The sequence below is a fragment of the Turneriella parva DSM 21527 genome (assembly GCF_000266885.1).
GTDB lineage: Bacteria > Spirochaetota > Leptospiria > Turneriellales > Turneriellaceae > Turneriella > Turneriella parva.
On sequence record NC_018020.1, the window covers coordinates 581614 to 599419 of the forward strand.

A 17806-nucleotide genomic window follows, 5' to 3' on the forward strand; every position below is an offset into this window, starting at 1 on the left:
GTATTTTGCGGCTCTGGCGCAAAATGCCTGGTTTCACGCAGACACGCAAGCTTTATCCCTAAAGAAAATATCGGAACTTCCGAAAATAATTTGAGGGATTTATGTCGCTTCAACCCAGGCTCAACACCCGCACAATACAAATCTTAGGGCTCGTCGGCATGCTGTCGGCGACGGCGGTTTTCGCCGCAGACGACGGTGATGTGCAGGCCAGCCGTCAGGCAACGCAGAGCGAAAATTTCGACCTCACGTCTGACCAGCTCGAAGCAGGCCGTGAGGCCAAACCCAATGTTATATACGGATACAAACTCGACACGATGCGAAAGGCCGAAAAGCCCGCATTCGTCACGCTGATCGATGCGCACAGCTATGCCCGCGGCCAGGCACTGGCGCAGCGCGGCGTGCTCTTTACCTACCAGAACCGTGCTGCCCGTGAGGTACGCTTCGTCGCCGATATTCCCGGCATGTCGCCGCAGCCCATGCGCCGCAACCAGTACGGCGTGTGGATCTATTATTACGTACCGCCTGAAATAGTGCACGCGGCACCCACAAAAAAGGTACGTTATAAATTCTGGGTCGACGGCCTTTTCACGGTAGACGACACGCACGAACAGCACGAGAAAGATTCTTCAGGCACAATCGCCTCGGTCTTTCATCTGCTGCATGACCATTTCGCGGCGAGCTCAGGGGTCTTCGTGCTCGACACGCCGGTAAACCATGGCCGCGAAGTTCTCTTTCGCATTCCCGCAGGTGACGCAGAAACGGCAAGCGTCGCCGGCGATTTCAATCGCTGGAGCGGGCAGCGCGACTACCTCGTGCGCAGCGAAGAAGGTTACTTCGAACTCAAAAAAATAATTCCGCCGGGTGAGTATACGTTTCTTTACAGAGTCGACGGCAAACTGACGCAGAAGGTCTCCACTGCAAAGAGTCGCATGCACCCAGTTTACGGGCGCGTGAACTATTTTGTCGTGAAGTAGACCGAGAGGGTGGTCTGAGTTTCACTGTTCTTCAGCGAGACACTCAGCTGAAATCCAGACACCGTCACCGCCGGGTGCGACGCGCACCTTAATACTTTCCCCGTTATCGCGAAAATCAATCACCTCAACATTGGGCCTTTGAGTATTTGGTCCTTTAATAATTCGATCGCTGCACTCCCCCGCTTTGAGGTGCACGGCGGGCGGGGCTTTCGACGTCGGGTCGCGTTCGAGTGTTCCTCCGTCGAGCACGCGCTGGCCGACCAGCTTGTCATTTGCATCATACTCTGTTACACCCCACAGCGTCGGGTGATTCAGCATCTCAGCCTCGTAGACCCGAATAAGGCTACCGCCATCGCTGCGGTAGACGGTTTGGTACCAGCGGGGGCCTGAGCGCTGCGCAGAGATCAGCAGCTTCTTCGCTACAAGCAGCGAAGGGTTGCCTATAGTCGTTTTGAACTGCACCAGCTTGTGGCCAATCTTGTCATAAAGAAAAAGTCTGTAGAAGAGATTGACTCCGCCATAACCGACGCCTTCGAGAATGCCCACGTCAGTTGTGCCGTCAAAATTGAAATCGGCGAAAACCACTTCATCGGTTGCAGGCTCCATTTCAGCCCGATCGAATGCACCGAGGTCTTGTGCCGCGCCGCCATTCATTTTCGCCACGACCCTGCCATTGACAACACTCAGCCTCACCTCAAGATTCTTGACGGGGAAAAAAACGGCAGGCAGCCTTTTTGCAGTCACTCGCGTGGCGTCAGCGAAATGCAGAGCTGGCGCAACCAAGAGCAGAACGGTGAAGATCCTCATGAATAAAATATTCATTTTGCCGCACGGCTTTTGTAAACATTCTGCAGCCGGTCGGGATAATCAGAAATGATACCATCGACGCCGAGCTCGAGCAGCCGCTGCATTTCGCCCGCGTCGTTGACTGTCCACGGAATCACTGCGAGATTTTTTGCGTGCGCATCGGCAACGAAGCTGGCATTAATGTAGAGCCGGTAAGGTGAAAGAATATCTGCCTTCACCGCGAGCGCCTTGTCAATCGCGTCGGCACGCACGCCACCACCGAGGCCGAGATAGATTTTTAGACCCTGCCAGCGCGTCAGCGTCACCAGGGCCGAGGTGCGCTGGTCTGCCTGCAGGGTCTTGATGCTTTTCAGAATGCGGTGGTCGAACGACTGAATCGTCACGCGTTTCTGGTAGCCTGACGCACGCACCTTTTTGAGCAGCGTCGCGGCGAATATTTCGACATCGGCGTCGGTTGCGCCCTCGGCGAATTTCGCCTCGACGTTGAATGCGACTTTGCGCGCGGCCGGGTCGGTGGCCTCACGTTTTTTGATCGCGGCGAAAAACTCGTCGAGAGTCATCAGCCGCGTGCCGGGCACTGGCTTTTGCTCGACGAACTTCGGGTCGGCTTTCGAACCGCAATCGAGCTTTTTCAGCTCTCCCGTTTGCAGATTGCGAATCGGCTGCGATTGAATGGCGCTGCCATCGTCGTTGCGGCAAAGCGCCGGGTTGGTTTCTGTGTCGTGGTGAATGATCAGGTTGCCATCGGCTGTCAGCACGGTATCGAGCTCAAGCACGTTCATACCATGCGCGAGCGCCGCTTCGAAGGCAGGCCAGGTGTTCTCGGGTGCAAGCCCGCGCGCACCGCGGTGGCCCTGCAGCTCAAGCTCTGCCAGAAGGGGGCGATTCTGCACCGAAGCGCAGCTGATAAAAGTAAATACAGACAGAATTGACCAGATTTTCATGTGGCGATTCGACAGAGGTGCCGTGGCGCGTCTGCTGAAATCCCGCTTTTCGGCATGACGAACGGGCAAAACCTTCACCCAGATGGCCGCTGACGTTACAGAAATAAATCCCCCTTTAAAAACTCTGCCGTGGTGGCAGAAACTCGAAAAAATCTCTCTCTATGCATTTTTTCTGTCGGCTTTTTTCGGCGGGTTGTTTCTGGGCTTTCTGCACTTTCGCATTCACTCAAAAACCGGCGACCTCGACCGGCTCGCGTCGTTTCGCCCGACTATACCGACGCGGCTCTATGACCAGAAAGGTCGCCTGATTTCAGAACTTTTTCGCCACCAGCGCAAACTCGTATCGCTCGACGAGATACCGCGCCCGGTCATTGCCGCATTTCTCGCAATTGAAGATTCGAATTTTTACGATCACTTTGGCATCGACTTCAAGGGCATTCTGCGCGCGAGCCTGAAGAACCTGCGCGCGATGCGAGTCGTCGCCGGCGGTTCGACGATCACGCAGCAGCTGGTGAAGGGGCTTTATACCGAAAGCGAGCGCACGCTCTACCGTAAGATCTACGAAGCGATTCTCGCTCTGCAGGTTGAAAAGGCATTTACGAAAGATGAAATTCTTGAAATGTATTTTAACCAGACATACTTCGGCCACGGTGCTTATGGTATCTCTGCAGCGGCGCAGTTCTATTTCGATAAACCCGTCTCGAAGCTCAACTTTATGGAAGCGTCGATTCTCGCAGCGCTGCCCAAGTCGCCGCACAACTATTCACCGATTCGTGCCCCGCACGACGCCTACCGCAAAAACCGTGTTTCGTTGAACCGTCTCGTCGAAGTGGGATACATCACGAAACAAGAAGCGGACACTCTCTACAAAACATTCTGGCCTGTTTACTGGAAAAAAATCGTGACAACCCCGCCGTCGAAAACCATTTTTGGTGAAAAGGTGAACAACGCGCCCTACTTCACCGAACACGTACGTCAAGAGCTTATCGCGCTTTATGGTGAAGATGTGGTCTATTCGAAGGGCCTGCAGGTTTATACAACTCTCGATCTCGATCACCAGCAGGCGGCAGAGCGCGCATTCTTGCCGCAGCTCGAAAAAATGGACCCGATTGCGCGCAACTATAACCGCTTCATGACCGGCGGTATCGATGGCTCTTTGCTCTCGACCTATTACGCGCTGGCGAACATCGTGCCGCTGCCAGGCATCAAGCGCGAATATTCGCTGCGCAACGACTTCAGAAAAAAATTCAAAGACGAAACCGCCGACGCATTCGAACTCGTTTCATTGGCGATGCCATCGCAGCAGGTAAACGACGTCTCTTCTGAATTCATGTCGGCGAACCGTGAATTTCGCGGCGATCTGCACGTGCAGGGCGCGATGCTCGCGCTCGACATGAAAACGGGCCGCTACACCGCAATGATCGGCGGGCGCGAATTCAAATCATCAGACCAGTTCAACCGCGCGACGATGGCGAAACGCCAGCCGGGTTCGGCGATTAAGCCGTTCGTTTACGGGGCCGCTCTCGAAGCGCGTGCGATACACTATGGCATGGGCTTTATCGATTCACCGATTGTGAACATTCAACCGAACGGCGAGCAGTGGGCCCCGGCAAACTTCGACTCGGGTTTCACCGGCTACGTGCTCGCATATCGCGCTCTATCCGCGTCGCTGAACCTCGTGTCCGTGCAGATCTACGATCTGGTGGGCCCCGACGCCATCATCAACTACATCAGCCGGCTCACCAAAGCGCCCGAATCGCGCTTTCAACCGAACCCGGCGCTGTCGCTCGGCGCCTCTGAACTGACCCCGGCAGAAATGCTGCTTGGTTATGCGATCATCGGCAATAAAGGTCAGGATATTATTCCCCATGCGATCATCTACATCGCCGACCGCGACGGTAACGTCACAGCACACCCTGAGAATGACGTGATTCAGGCCCTCAACTACAAGCGCCGCACCGGCCAGATTCAGGTCATCGAAGAGGGCCCGGCTTTCATCTTGCGCAAGATGATGGAGAACGTGGTCAATTCAGGTACCCCCACCGACGCGATTCGTAACCGCGCCGGCTACAAAGGCCCCGGCGCAGGCAAGACGGGCACGAGTAATTCGTTCAACGACGTCTGGTTCGGGGGATACACCACCGACATGGCTGCAGTCGTCTGGGCGGGTATGGATAACGGCAACATGACACTCGGCCGGGGTGTTTCAGGCGGTGACGTGATTGCCCCCGTCTGGGGCGCATTCATGCGCGACATCTACAACGCGCGCGGCAAGCTCGCCGAGCCATTTGACCAGACTCTGCCGCGCACCGTTCGCTCGGGCGGCGTCTGCAAATACACAGGCAAGTGGCCGAACGCGCAGTGCGACAAACCCGAAGACCTCACCGGCACGCTGATTCCCGAACCGATTACAGTAAACGGCAAACGCCGCGGGGTCGGCGGCGAAACCTGCAATTGCCACCATGCCGAATCGAAGAGTTTTCTCGATCTCTTGCAGGCCGACCACAACCTCGCGAACGAAGAAGTCGGCCGCGAGAATAACCGTGCGTACAGTCTCGTCGACGGCGACCGTGTGCAAAAGCTCGGCCAACTCGGGGGCGACCTGCCCGTACCCCCTGCGCCGAATGGTACGGCACCAGCACCTGCGCCAACTAATGGGGCAGCGCCGCCGTGATGATTAATGCGCTTTGTCATGGTTCGACAAGCTCACCATGACAAAGCAATCCATGCTTCAGAGATCTTACCGACTCGCCAAACCTCTGCTCTTTAAGGCGGATGCAGAAAGTGCGCACGCGATCGCCGCAGCGGCGATGCGCGCGGTCACGCCGTTTGTATCACACTCGCATATTCACGAACGCGCGCCGAAGATTCTGTTTGATCGCAAAGTGTATTCACCACTGGGTATTGCCGCCGGCTTTGACAAGAAGTGCGCAGCGCCCGAATACCTGCACCGGTTGGGCTTTGGCTTTGTCGAGAGCGGCAGTTTGACGCCAAAGCCGCAGCCTGGCAATGCAAAACCGCGACTTGTGCGCCTGCCCGAATCTGAGGCGCTCATCAATAAGATGGGTTTCAACAACCCGGGGTTCGAGCGAGGCTGGCGCTCGCTGCGTAGCCGCCTCGCGGCAGCACCGCGCGACTACCTGATTGCACTGAGTCTCGGCAAAGGCAAAGACACGCCGGTCGAGCGCGCACAAGATGATTATGTGAGCTGTCTCGACCTGCTGGCGAGAGATGTGATGAGCGAATACCTGTTCTACATCGCGATCAACGTCAGCTCGCCCAACACGCCGAACCTGCGCGCCCTCCAGACTGGCAAAGCAATACGCGCCCTGGTGAAAGAGTGCGTCGCCGTTTCACCGCGCCCGGTTGTCGTTAAATTTGCCCCTGACTTTGTGAGCGACAAGCTATACCGCGACTCTCTCGACGCCGCCCTCGCAGCCGGCGCTCAGGGTATTATCATCAGCAACACGAGCACGAACCACTCGCTCACCTCGGTGCCCCCTGCTCTCAAAGATTTTGGTGGCGGACTCTCAGGCAAACCGCTCGCCGAACGCGCTCGGCATCTGCTTTCTCTGACGCTCAAACACACGAAAGGCAAAGTGCCGGTGATCTCGAGCGGCGGGGTATTTTCGCCACAAGAGGCGAGGCGACGACTCGACCTGGGTGCTGATCTCGTCCAGGTCTACACGGGATTTGTTTATTACGGCCCCGACTTCGCGCGGGATTCTTTGCGCGTAGCGTAACAGAGCTGCACGGTAGGCACCGGGGCGATCTGCGTGCAGTCCAAATGAAGAGTGGCAAAAAAACTTGCCGAAACATCAAAACCTGTACAACTTGTACATATGGTAGCGGAGAATATAGCCACATCGCGTTCTAACATGAGTGGTTTACTGCGGCAGGTACGACAGGGCGAAACTGTCATTATACTCGATCGCGGCATTCCCGTAGCACGCTTTGAGCCCATCAATTCGTGGGATGACGAGACCTACCATCTTATGGCGGCGCGACTCACCAAAGCCGGCGACTTGCTGCCCCGCAAGATGAAACTCGGTGACGATTTTTTCGACATGCCTTTGCCAGAAGACAAAAAAGGTTCGGTGCGCGAAGCACTGATCGCTGAACGGCGTGAAGGCCGATGATCTTTTGGGATAGCTCTGCCATTGTACCCCTGCTGGTCAACGAACCCAAAACCAAAGAGGCACAGACAACCTTAAAAAAAGACCGCAACCTGACAGTCTGGTGCCTCACTTATCTTGAGGCAACATCGGCATTGAATCGTCGCCTGCGCACCGAAGAAATTCATTTCGGCCATTTTCGCGCTGGCGAAGAACGGCTGAAAAAGCTAACCCAAGCCTGGGACCAGATTCTCTTTTCCGATCGGCTAGTGCTGCTCTCTGCCCGCCTGCTGCGCACACACCCCCTGCGGACGGCCGACTCGCTTCAACTCGCCGCCGCGCTTATAGCAGGTGGCAATGACCCATCGCAGGTAAACTTCTTCAGCTACGATGACCGGCTTAATGAGGCAGCTGAGCGAGAGGGATTGCGTCTAAAACTCTAACAGGCTCCTGAAAAAGGAACCTGTTAGCAGGCATCCGGAAACACAAAAGCGAAAAGCAGCGCAGTCGTTTGCGCAGGCAAATGACGAGGCTTTTCGGTCTTGCGGGAGTTTTACCCGAGCCTGCTAAAGAGTCTGAAGAATAATCGTCTAACCTTTTGCAGGCGAACGCCCTTTCGCTGGCTTCGCGCCCAACTTCTCCATATAAGCCTGAGCAGCGTTTTGCTCAGCCTGCTTGCGGGTGCGCGCCACACCTTCTGATTTCTTTTCACCCGAGACGTAGAGCGCAATGGTGAACTCTTTGTCGTGATCCGGGCCCTCGGCGGCGACAACCTGGTATTCGGGACGTTGGTGGTTCTTCTTCGCGAGCATCTCTTGCAGCGCCGATTTGAAGTCTTTGCTGCCTTCGACAGTTTCGGGGTTATCGAGAATTTCTCTGAAATGCCTGAGCACGAATTTTTGCGCAGTTTCAAAGCCGGCAGTCAGGTGAATCGCACCGATGACTGCCTCCATCGCGTCGGCCAGGTTCGAGGTGCGCGCGAGGCCGCCGGTTGCGATTTCACCCTTGCCCATGCGCAGCATCTTGCCCAGTTCGAGTGTGTCTGCAATCTGCTTGAGCGCCGACTCGCACACGGTCATTGCCTTGAGACGAGTCAAACCTCCCTCTGCGGTCTTTCGCTTCGATGCATAAAAATGGTGCGCAATAACGAGGCCCAACACCGAATCACCCAAAAACTCGAGCCGCTGGTTATGGCGATCGAGACCGGGGTCGAGGCCGGCCCGAAATTCGTTGCTGTAGCTTTTGTGCGTCAGCGCAATGTTGATCGCCGGCAATACCTTATCGGGTAAGCCTTCGCGTTTGATAAATTCGGCGAGCATTTTGTCGCGCGCCTGATCAGAATTACTCGTTTCCACAATGTCTCCCTTTCAAGGGGAGTCATTTAACGTTTGATACGCAATGTATAAACGCGTAGCAAACGTTAGACGACTACTCTGCGAACAATGTACCGTTTTCTGGTCACCGCGTCCATTTTAGTTTTACTCGGCTTTGTTTATCTGGGCCAGAGGCTTATCGCCGATATTTGGCCGCAAAACCTGCAGATCGCGCTGTGGCTTATTCTGGCAGCCATGATCGCCAATTTGCTGTGGTTACCCTTCAAACGCTGGCGGCGACAGATGGCGTCACGCCCAAACCCGAATACCGAAACCGTGGCGCGATATCTCGAGGCGAGTGCCTACAACCTCATGGGCCTCTTGAGCCTGTTGTTGCTTTTCTCAGTCGTCAGCGACGTCTTGCGGCTGGCATTTAGAGTGTTGCCGCAGAGCCTGCAGGGCGACATTCTCGCTGCCGTGCCGGCCGGTCAAGACCTCGATTCGGTTCTGGCGATCGCGGTAGCTGTCGTCGCGACGCTCTTTTTTATGTGGGGTCGGTTCGCCGTTGTGCGCGGGCCGCGCTACCGTTTTGTCAACGTGGTTTATCCGCTGCACGGTAAACCACGGCGTCGGCCCCGGTTTCGCGGTCACAAGGCGTTACCGAAGAAAATCCGCATCGCGCAGGTCAGCGACCTGCATATTGGCCGCGCGATCAAGAAACCTTATGTGGCTCGCGTCGTCGAGATGTTGAACGCACAAAATGCCGATATTGTCTGCTTCACAGGCGATATCGGCGACGGCAATATCGAACACCTGTTTGAAGACTCTGCGCCGCTCGCCGAAATTCGGTCAAAGCACGGCGTGTATTACATTCCCGGCAACCATGAATATTACTGGGGTATGCAAAAATGGCTGAACGCGTTTAAGCTGCACGGCTTTAAGCCAGTCATTAACCGTGGCGAAACAATCAAGACAGACGCCGGCTCAGTTTTTCTCGCGGGAGTCAGCGACCCGACCGCCGCACGTTTTGCAGAAGACCTGCCGAAGATTCCCGACATTGAACCCGCAGACGTTTCGATTCTGCTCGCGCACCAGCCTATCTTCGCGCGCAGCGCCGCGCAGAAAAAATATGACCTGATGCTCTCGGGGCACACGCATGGCGGGCAGTACATTCCGTGGTCGTGGGTCGTGCATCTCGTCTACCGGTTTGCGAGCGGCCTTTACCGCTCGGGCAAAATGCTCGTCTACGTGAACGACGGCACCGGCTACTGGGGTGCGCCCGTGCGTATCGGCACGCGGCTCGAAATTACCATTCTCGATATTTATCTCAGGCATGAGGATATCTCAGACACCTGATTGATTTTCTGAAAGGGAGTCTATGCGCGACGAATATACAGCTATCACCCGATTTGCCGATCTCGACACACAGCGCCACGTCACCAGCCGCACCTACGAATCATTCGCACTCGAAGGCCGCTACCGCATGCTCGCAAAACTCGGTATACCCTTTGAACAGATTAAAAACGAACAGATCTCGCTCGTCACCATAAACGGCTACTGCAAGTTTCACCGCCAGCAATTTCCCGGCGCCGAGCTGAAGGTTGAAACCACCCTCACCCCCTCTCCCGAAGGGAGAGGGGAGCAACACTGGGATCAGAAAATTCTTGATACCTCGGGTGAACTGGTTGCTCACCTACAGCAATCGACGCGAGCAGAAAAGTCGGGCGTTCCCTTTTCAGTTGAAGTCGTCACCAAAGATTCGAGCGAACCCGCTGGTCAGATTCTTTACGAAAACCTTAAACCCTGGTCGGGGCGCAACCAGCGCGTGATCAGCCAATACCAGATTCCTTACGCCGACCGAGATTTTGCCGGCAAATATAACGCCGCTGCCTTATGGAAAATCTTCGAAGAAGGCCGCTGGATGTTCGTCGAGAAAATTGGCCTCACGTACGAGCGCATCGTTGAACTCGACACGACTTCTTTTTACATGGGCAGCATTTACAATTTTTTCGCCGAAGTACCCGCGGGACGTACGCTCGAAGTCGTAACCTGGATAGAGCGAATCGACAAGATTCGCTACTATTTTCGCCAGGATGTACTCCACAACGGTAAACTGCTCTTGACCATGCGCGACGAACAGCTGATCGTGTCGCTATCGAAGGCACGGCCGCAGCGCGCATCGGCAGAGTTCATGAAATATATCGGTAAATATGTGGAGTTTGATTGAGCAGCATTAAGATTACTGGCGCGCGCGAGCATAACCTCAAGAACATCTCACTCGAGATACCGCGCGAGAAACTCGTGGTCATTACGGGTCTCTCGGGCAGCGGCAAAAGCTCTCTCGCATTCGATACGATATACGCCGAAGGGCAAAGGCGTTATGTCGAGTCTCTATCCGCATATGCGCGGCAGTTTTTGGGCCAGCTCGAAAAACCCGACGTCGATTCGATCGAAGGCTTGTCACCCGCGATTTCGATTGAGCAGAAAACGACTGCGCGCAACCCGCGTTCGACCGTTGGCACCGTCACCGAAATTTACGACTACCTGAGGCTGCTGTTTGCCCGACTCGGTGAACCCCACTGCCCCGAATGCGGTGCCCGCCTCGAAGCGCAGTCGATCGACACGATGGTCGCGCACGTCAACGGCATCTTCGAGCGCATGCCATCGGCAAAATCAGTGCGCACGCAGATATTGTCCCCCATTGCCCGCAGCAAAAAGGGCGAATTCAAAGATGTGTTCGAGCGTATTCAGCGCGAGGGTTTCGTGCGCGTGCGGGTGAACGGCCGCATGCACAGCCTCGACGAACCGATTGAACTCAAGAAAAATCTGAAGCACGACATCGACATCGTGGTCGACCGTCTGGTGCTTGAACCGGGTACCCTCGCGTCACAAAGAACGCACCTTGCGGGGTCACTCGAACTCGCTCTCAAGCAGGCAACCGGTGGTGGACAGGCGAGCATTCTGTTCGAGGCAGATAACGGGCAAACCGTCGAAGAAAATTTTTCGGCAAAACTGTACTGCTCTGCGTGCGACCTCAGCTTTCCTGAGATTACACATCGGCTCTTTTCTTTTAACAGCCCTGACGGCGCGTGCGAAAACTGCAGCGGTCTCGGGCACATGCTCGAATTTCACCCCGACCGGCTGATCGTCAGCGATAAACAGACAGTGCGCGATGGTTTGGGCGAAGGCCTCGGCTTTGGCGGCGATGGCTATTGGTTTAAGGCCTCTATCGACGCGCTCAGAAAAAAAGTCCCCTTCGACCCCGATACACCCTGGAATAAACTGCCCAAGAAGATCATTGATCTGTTGCTCTACGGTGACAAGTCTTTGAAACTCAACTATGAATGGAAAGGTGGCGACAGCACGTACCAGTTCTCACGCGGTTATGAAGGGATAATACCCAACCTGCACCGGCGTTATATGCAGACACAGTCAGAGTCGATGCGCCAGAAGATGGAGCAGTACATGGAACACATGCCCTGCCCTGTCTGCAAGGGCAAGCGCCTGAAACCGGTTGCTCTCGCGGTCAAACTCAAAGGCAAGAATATCGCCGAGACGACGGCAATGACGCTCGAAGGCGCCTACGATTATTTCAAGAAAATTTCGTTTAACAAAACAGAAACCGAAATCGCCAAGCAGGCGATGAAAGAGATCTTTGACCGGCTCGGCTTTCTGAATTCAGTCGGAGTCGGCTATCTCACGCTCGACCGAATCGCCGGCTCGCTGTCGGGCGGCGAAGCACAGCGTATTCGCCTCGCGACGCAGATCGGCTCGGCGCTCATGGGCGTGCTCTACGTGCTCGACGAACCTTCGATTGGTCTACACCAGTCTGATAACGCAAAGCTGATCGCGACCCTCAAAGGGCTGCGTGACCTCGGCAACACGATCGTCGTCGTCGAACACGATGAAGAAACGATGCAAGAGTCAGACTATATCGTCGACATGGGGCCCGGCGCCGGCAGGCACGGCGGGCAGGTGGTTTTTGCCGGCACGTATGCGCAGCTAAAAAAGGCAAAGAATTCACTCACAGCTGATTATCTCACCGGTAAACGCACGATCGAGAAACCAAAAGAGCGCCGCCGGCCCGGCAAAGAAACAATCCGCATTACTGGCGCAAAAGAAAATAACCTCAAAGACATCGATGTGGATTTTCCGCTTTCTGTGCTTACGGTCGTAACCGGGCTATCGGGCAGTGGCAAAAGTTCTCTCGTCAATGAGATACTCTTTAAGGGCATCAACAAAAAACTGAACGGCTCGCAAGAGCTGCCGGGCAAGCACAAGGCGATTCACGGCATAGAGCATATCGACAAAATCATCAACATCGACCAGAGCCCGATTGGCCGCACTCCGCGATCGAATGCTGCGACCTACACGGGCGCATTCGCGCCGATACGCGACATGTTCGCCGCGCTGCCCGCGAGCCAGATGCGCGGCTACAAAGCGGGTAGATTTTCCTTTAACGTCGAAGGTGGCCGCTGCGAAGCCTGCACAGGCGACGGTGTAAAGAAGATCGAAATGCACTTCTTGAGCGATGTCTATGTGCGTTGCGAAGTCTGCCAGGGCAGACGCTACAACCAAGAGACTCTCGAGGTTCGGTTCAAAGGAAAGAATATTTTTGAGGTACTCGACATGCCCGTCGAAGAGGCAGTAGAATTCTTCGCGGCGATACCTCCCGTGCATTCAAAGCTGAAGGCTCTCTTCGATGTTGGCCTCGGCTACATAAAGCTTGGTCAGGCAGCGACGACACTTTCGGGTGGTGAAGCGCAGCGCGTAAAACTCGCTACTGAACTCTCGCGCCGTTCGACCGGCAAAACGCTCTACATTCTAGACGAGCCGACGACAGGCCTGCACTTCGAAGACATTCGTCTGCTGATGAATATTCTGCAGCGCTTCGTCGATGAAGGCAATACCGTCGTTGTGATCGAACACAATATGGATGTCATCAAGTGCGCCGATTATCTCATAGACATGGGGCCTGAAGGCGGCGTTAAGGGTGGGCAAGTCATTGCGACGGGTACTCCTGAAGAGATCGCCGCGCAAAAGGCCTCTTTGACCGGCCAGTTTCTCAAGAAGTGGCTTGACGCACCCGCGGCGAAAGTCACCCGCAAGTAGCCGTTTTACGGCGATTTGAGTATGCAATATTTCTTACTGACGATATTCTTGCTTGGCGCGGGCGCATGGTTTGGCCTCAATTCGCGCACCATGGCACGGCTGCGCGTGCCACCGTCGCTTTTCACCGGCGTTGCGCTGTTGCTGTTTTTTACAATTCTCCCGACCGCAAAAGAAGGTCTTTTTTACGGGCACCTGAAATCGCTGCCCGCCGAATTTATCGCATTGGTCTTTGCCTGTTTTTTCTTGCGTAAACCCGAGCCTGGTGCACGCACACGGCATGGCCTGTTGCAGGTAATGGCGCAAATGTCTTATGTCTGGGTCGCCGTGATGGGTCAGGTTTTGCTCGCACTCATTGCGACTATCTGCATTGTGAAGCCAGTCTTTGGCTTTCCGCTCGCATTCGCGGCTTTGCTTGAGACAGGCTTTGCGGGTGGCCATGGAACAGCAGTCGCTATGGGGCCGCTACTCGTGCAAAACGGTATTGCTGCAGGTCTCGAACTCGGCTTAACGAGTGCCACGCTCGGCCTTATATGTGGCATCGCCGGTGGCGTTTTCTTTGCAAAGCGCATGGTTCCCGTAGCACCATTGCCAACCGCGGCCATGACCGACGCAGAAAGCGCACGGCTCGACGTCAATAAGCTGCTCGTCAGCCTGGCGCTGATCGCAGCCGCTTATGGCTTCGGTGTTTTGTTAAAGGGTGTCGCAGAACAAGAGGTTCTGCCGCGACTTGCAGTCAGCGAGTCGCTGAAGTCGTTCAGTCTGCCCCTATTTGCGTATACCCTCGTCGGGGGCATCTTTGTGAACCTGCTGTGCCGCGTGTCAGGCCAACAGCGGTATATCGACAATCACACGATCATGCTGCTCGGCGATTTTTTTCTTGAAGTACTGATCTTCGCAGGTATTGCCATAATTGACGTGCGCCTGCTGGCGGCTGGCCTCGTGCCGCTGCTGATTCTTTGCGCACTGGGTCTCGTCTGGAACATCTATTGCCAGGTTCATCTGCGCAAACATATGCTGCCGATGCCCTACGGCGAAGAACTCGCGCTTATTAATTTCGGAATGCTGAACGGCACATCTGCTATCGGCCTCATGCTCGCGCGAATGGTTGACCCACAATTCAAAACCCCGGCCGTGCAGGTGTTTGCTGAAAGCTCTGCGCTCACTCAACCTTTCATAGCGGGGGGATTGCTCACTCTGCTGACACCTTTTATCGTGATGCAGTTTTCGCCTGTCGCCTCAATTGCTATTTTCGCAGGGCTTCTTGTATTTTGGCTGTTCTTCGGCCTCGCGACGGCGAAGCGTATTCGCCGCGATTCTGCAAGAGAATCCGTTTCGTCATAAAGACCCGTCGCAGACGTTTGCGCCGGTGATGCGCCAGATCTTCAAGCACTGCCCGGCCAGAGCGCGCCGGCATCGGCCAGTCAGCCCATCAACCGAACACGCGGCGAAAGAAGACGTCAATGATATCAAGACCAATGACATAAATGCCCATCGCGAGCATAACCGCCATACCGATTCGAGTTGCACCGGCCTGAACCTTGAGCGAGACCGGTTTATACAGAGCCTCGATCAGATAGAAAACGATGTGTCCGCCGTCGAGCACCGGAATCGGCAATAGATTCATGACACCGAGAATAATGGTTATCTGTGCCATAAGCAAAAAGTACGTTTGCCATCCCATTTCAACGGTTTTGGCAGCGATTGCCACCATCTTCACCGGGCCTGAAACGCTCTTGTTGAACGACAGCTTTCCCTGAATGATGCGCCATAAACCCACAAATGTCGACTTGGTAATAAAGACAGTCTCGTCAAAACTGAGGGCTACCTGCTCAACGAGAGACATCTCGCGCAGTGCACTCAGGTGCTTTTCAGCCGGACGAATACCAATCTGCCGGCGGTAAGTCAGCTCGACGGCTGCCTTGATCTCAACCGGGCCAATGCGCAGCTTCGCGTCATCACCGGCCGCCTCGAGCGCAGCGCGAAATTCGGTGAATGTACTGAAACTTTCACCGTTAATGAGAATATTCTGAAAGTCTGTGCCGGCGCCTTCTTCGACAACGATTTCTGGCCCGGGCTTACCGGTTTGCACATCAATGATATTCTTGAGCAAGACACGGGGCACTTTTTTGAGCGGCACCGAAAGCGCTTTGTCTTCGAAATTGCCCTTAGCATCAGGGCGGCGTATCGCAAGCTCGGCCTTGTCGCCGGGCTTTTCATTCAAGACACGAATCAGATCTTCAATCGAATAGAGGGCGACACCGTTGGCGCTGACGATTTCGTCACCCTTAAGCAAGCCCGAACCCGCAGGGCCGTCATCGACCATCGTCAGCCGCGCCAGCGGCCGCGCGCCCGTGAAAATTCCCGGTGTACCAGGCTCGCTGCGGTTTACCGGCACAGTCAGCGTCGATCGCGACCCGGCCCGCTCGACGGTCATTTCAACCGTGTCACCTTTGGCAAAACCAAACTCATAGATGATACGGTCGAAAGACGGTGTTGCATTATCTTCGACCCTGACGATGCGGTCACCATCTTTGACGCCGGCTTTGGCGAGCGCCGATTTGGGGTCGACGCGCACGATGTTGTCCATGGGGCGATAGCCAGTCTGCAGCAGCACGAATACCACGATGAAGCCGAGCAGAATTGAGAAAAGCGGCCCACCGAAGGCCAGCGCGATGCGGCGCCATGGGCCGACCGAAAAGAAATCCCCCTTGCGCATCTTGCGGTTTTGATTTGAAGGGTCGTCGCCATAGAACTGCACATAACCGCCGAGGGGTATTGCAGTGATCTGGTAGATTGTGCCTTTACGGCGGCGAAAGAGCAGCCCGCGGCCATAACCGATCGAGAAGACGCGGGGCCTTACCCCGGCGAGCTTGCCGATTATGAAATGACCGAGTTCGTGAAAAAAGACGCAGATGCCGAGAAGCAAGATGCCAGCAAGTATCGAGAGCACGATTCAAGATACTATCGCCGAGAGTCGGCGGAAAGGAAATTATGCTGCGGCAGGGGTAGTTGAAACCTACCCCTGCTGCCGCGCCGAACTATTTTGCTTTGCCGTGTACTCTGCCGAGAACGTCTGCCTCAATTCATGGCGAAAAAGGTTTTTTACAACCGCCGCTATAAGATGCCCGGCTGGGCACAGCCTTATGCGCTGTGGGGTGTCGTCGCAGCCGTTACCCTCATTGCCATTTTTTTCACGTCGATTGAGACTGTAAAACCTGAAAGCCCCGAGGCGTTGCCGACGCGCGTTAATGGTTTTGCCGACAGCCTCTTCTATGAGCTACGCGATGCTGAAAGCGGCAGCCAGGGCGAAATCATTGGCGCTTACGCTGCCCGCCTCAAAAAGAAGCATGGCTATTCAGTGCGCGAAAAAAGAGCTGGCGGTTGCCAGATCACGACCATTGAACGCGGTAACGCGAAGCCTTTTGGCATCGCTGCCATCATGTCAGGTAATCGCAGCGAGGCACTATTTGCAGCTCTGGTTTTTCTCGACAAACTCGCTGCACAAAACCCAGCTGGCGCAATCACCGTCTCTTTGGTAGTCGCACAAAAGAACTGTGAACCCCGAGACTTACTCGTCGATTGGCTTACGGGCGACATGCAGTTGCCCATTATACTCGCGGCAGGCGATGCGGTCAGCGACAATGCGGATTTCAACCGAATTGGCCATCTGAAAAACCTGAACCTGCGCCGCCACTTTGCCGGGGCATTTCTTGCCCCTGATCGCGCAACCTGGGCAAACGCCACGGCCCTCTTATCTGAGGGGGCAGGCCCCGCCGTGCGCATCATTGTGAACGAGAAATTTGGCAACGGCCCCGAACAAATTGTCGCCGAAAATCCGCTGCTGCGCCACCCGCTTGCCGGCAAGTCGGCATCGACGGCAGATTACCGGCAGGTTGCGCTCTATCTGGGTTCTTCGACGCAGCTTCATGTCGGTGGGTTTTATGTATTGCTGGCTTTGATCTGGCTGCTGGCCGTGATTCCGTTCGCGAACGCTCTCGGCACGTTTCGTGAACGACTCGATCTGGGCTCGGCGGCGACCTCGCTCGTGCTCTACGGAATGGCGTTCTTGAGCTATGTGCTCATTTTGAAACTCAGCCTGCGCTACGTGAAATCTGATCTGGTTCTCGGCGCGGTCGTGTTGCTTTTGGTACCTTTGGTATTTTTTCCCGTACGCATCTTGCAGAAGACGATGCTGCGCGCAGAACTCAATCGTGCGAGCCTGCATCTTTTGGTGCAGGCCCTGCTGACCGTCGTCTGCTTCATGAACCCGATAACTGCAGTTATCGGGCTTCTCGCGCTGACTGCAGCCTCGGCGTTCGTGCGCGCGGCCATTACCCGCAAGTTATTACGACTCTTGAGTCTGGCGGCGATTGCGGCGCTTTTGGTCGCGATGACACGTGAACCTCTCGGCAGCTTTACCAATTTTTTCACGGCCTATTTGCCTGCACTGGGAACCGCAGGCTTGCCGTCGCTCGTGCTTCTCTGCCTTATCGGCGGCAACATCGTCGCGTTGCTTTTCGTGCCCCGCGAGCGCAACTAGC

14 protein-coding genes are annotated in these 17806 nt (G+C 55.3%); 10 read left to right on the forward strand and 4 right to left on the reverse strand.

Features of this window, described 5'->3' with window-relative positions:
* Positions 1–101 precede the first annotated feature (101 nt).
* Positions 102–974, forward strand: coding sequence for an early set domain-containing protein (locus TURPA_RS02730; protein ID WP_014801748.1), 873 nt, complete (start codon positions 102–104; stop codon positions 972–974).
* Between the two features lie 21 nt (positions 975–995).
* Here TURPA_RS02730 and TURPA_RS02735 read toward each other — a convergent pair whose 3' ends face one another.
* Together TURPA_RS02735 and TURPA_RS02740 are read right to left on the reverse strand one after the other, a co-directional pair.
* Entirely contained in the window at positions 996–1796 is an 801-nt protein-coding gene (locus TURPA_RS02735; RefSeq protein ID WP_014801749.1) for an XAC2610-related protein, read from the reverse strand.
* Positions 1793–2725, reverse strand: a complete 933-nt coding sequence (locus TURPA_RS02740) for a glycerophosphodiester phosphodiesterase family protein (protein ID WP_014801750.1) — start codon at positions 2723–2725, stop codon at positions 1793–1795. Before TURPA_RS02740 ends, TURPA_RS02735 begins: the two co-directional genes overlap by 4 nt.
* An 82-nt stretch (positions 2726–2807) precedes the next feature.
* Between TURPA_RS02740 and TURPA_RS02745 the strand changes: the two genes are divergently transcribed.
* The 4 genes from TURPA_RS02745 (at position 2808) to TURPA_RS02760 (ending at position 7283) form a co-directional block, all read left to right on the forward strand.
* The gene (locus TURPA_RS02745) at positions 2808–5399 is read left to right on the forward strand and encodes a penicillin-binding protein 1A (protein WP_014801751.1); all 2592 of its coding nucleotides are present in this window, start codon (positions 2808–2810) and stop codon (positions 5397–5399) included.
* A gap of 52 nt (positions 5400–5451) precedes the next feature.
* Positions 5452–6468 (forward strand): quinone-dependent dihydroorotate dehydrogenase, encoded by a 1017-nt coding sequence (locus tag TURPA_RS02750; RefSeq protein ID WP_041948265.1) that lies wholly within the window; start codon positions 5452–5454, stop codon positions 6466–6468.
* Between the two features lie 99 nt (positions 6469–6567).
* Positions 6568–6864: a type II toxin-antitoxin system Phd/YefM family antitoxin gene (locus TURPA_RS02755; protein ID WP_014801753.1), complete on the forward strand. Its 297-nt coding sequence runs from the start codon at positions 6568–6570 to the stop codon at positions 6862–6864.
* On the forward strand, positions 6861–7283 hold the full coding sequence (locus TURPA_RS02760) for a type II toxin-antitoxin system VapC family toxin (protein ID WP_014801754.1): 423 nt from the start codon (positions 6861–6863) through the stop codon (positions 7281–7283). Before TURPA_RS02755 ends, TURPA_RS02760 begins: the two co-directional genes overlap by 4 nt.
* 147 nt (positions 7284–7430) lie before the next feature.
* Here TURPA_RS02760 and rnc read toward each other — a convergent pair whose 3' ends face one another.
* Positions 7431–8195: a ribonuclease III gene (rnc, locus tag TURPA_RS02765; RefSeq protein WP_053332101.1), complete on the reverse strand. Its 765-nt coding sequence runs from the start codon at positions 8193–8195 to the stop codon at positions 7431–7433.
* An 87-nt stretch (positions 8196–8282) separates the two neighbouring features.
* Between rnc and TURPA_RS02770 the strand changes: the two genes are divergently transcribed.
* From TURPA_RS02770 to TURPA_RS02785, 4 genes are read left to right on the forward strand one after another with little or no spacing between them, the layout of a single operon-like run.
* Positions 8283–9509: a metallophosphoesterase gene (locus TURPA_RS02770; RefSeq protein WP_014801756.1), complete on the forward strand. Its 1227-nt coding sequence runs from the start codon at positions 8283–8285 to the stop codon at positions 9507–9509.
* Between the two features lie 22 nt (positions 9510–9531).
* Complete coding sequence (locus TURPA_RS02775; RefSeq protein WP_014801757.1) at positions 9532–10380, forward strand: acyl-CoA thioesterase; 849 nt, start codon at positions 9532–9534, stop codon at positions 10378–10380.
* Positions 10377–13265 (forward strand): excinuclease ABC subunit UvrA, encoded by a 2889-nt coding sequence (gene uvrA, locus TURPA_RS02780; protein ID WP_014801758.1) that lies wholly within the window; start codon positions 10377–10379, stop codon positions 13263–13265. Before TURPA_RS02775 ends, uvrA begins: the two co-directional genes overlap by 4 nt.
* A 21-nt stretch (positions 13266–13286) precedes the next feature.
* On the forward strand, positions 13287–14606 hold the full coding sequence (locus TURPA_RS02785) for a sodium/glutamate symporter family protein (protein WP_014801759.1): 1320 nt from the start codon (positions 13287–13289) through the stop codon (positions 14604–14606).
* 88 nt (positions 14607–14694) lie between these two features.
* On the opposite strand, the gene rseP is transcribed toward TURPA_RS02785, so the two are convergent.
* Complete coding sequence (gene rseP, locus TURPA_RS02790) at positions 14695–16215, reverse strand: RIP metalloprotease RseP (protein WP_014801760.1); 1521 nt, start codon at positions 16213–16215, stop codon at positions 14695–14697.
* Positions 16216–16350: 135 nt separating this feature from the next.
* On the opposite strand from rseP, the gene TURPA_RS02795 reads away from it, so the two are divergent.
* Entirely contained in the window at positions 16351–17805 is a 1455-nt protein-coding gene (locus tag TURPA_RS02795; RefSeq protein WP_014801761.1) for a hypothetical protein, read from the forward strand.
* The last annotated feature ends 1 nt before the right edge of the window (position 17806 follow it).

Bases quoted from the DNA above. Each gene is read 5' to 3' on its own strand.
- TURPA_RS02770 (WP_014801756.1), top strand. From the start codon at position 8,283: ATGTACCGTTTTCTGGTCACCGCGTCCATTTTAGTTTTACTCGGCTTT.
- TURPA_RS02755 (WP_014801753.1), top strand. From the start codon at position 6,568: ATGGTAGCGGAGAATATAGCCACATCGCGTTCTAACATGAGTGGTTTA.
- TURPA_RS02745 (WP_014801751.1), top strand. From the start codon at position 2,808: ATGGCCGCTGACGTTACAGAAATAAATCCCCCTTTAAAAACTCTGCCG.
- TURPA_RS02795 (WP_014801761.1), top strand. From the start codon at position 16,351: ATGGCGAAAAAGGTTTTTTACAACCGCCGCTATAAGATGCCCGGCTGG.
- TURPA_RS02735 (WP_014801749.1), bottom strand. From the start codon at position 1,796: ATGAATATTTTATTCATGAGGATCTTCACCGTTCTGCTCTTGGTTGCG.
- TURPA_RS02785 (WP_014801759.1), top strand. From the start codon at position 13,287: ATGCAATATTTCTTACTGACGATATTCTTGCTTGGCGCGGGCGCATGG.
- TURPA_RS02740 (WP_014801750.1), bottom strand. From the start codon at position 2,725: ATGAAAATCTGGTCAATTCTGTCTGTATTTACTTTTATCAGCTGCGCT.
- TURPA_RS02760 (WP_014801754.1), top strand. From the start codon at position 6,861: ATGATCTTTTGGGATAGCTCTGCCATTGTACCCCTGCTGGTCAACGAA.
- TURPA_RS02730 (WP_014801748.1), top strand. From the start codon at position 102: ATGTCGCTTCAACCCAGGCTCAACACCCGCACAATACAAATCTTAGGG.
- TURPA_RS02750 (WP_041948265.1), top strand. From the start codon at position 5,452: ATGCTTCAGAGATCTTACCGACTCGCCAAACCTCTGCTCTTTAAGGCG.
- TURPA_RS02775 (WP_014801757.1), top strand. From the start codon at position 9,532: ATGCGCGACGAATATACAGCTATCACCCGATTTGCCGATCTCGACACA.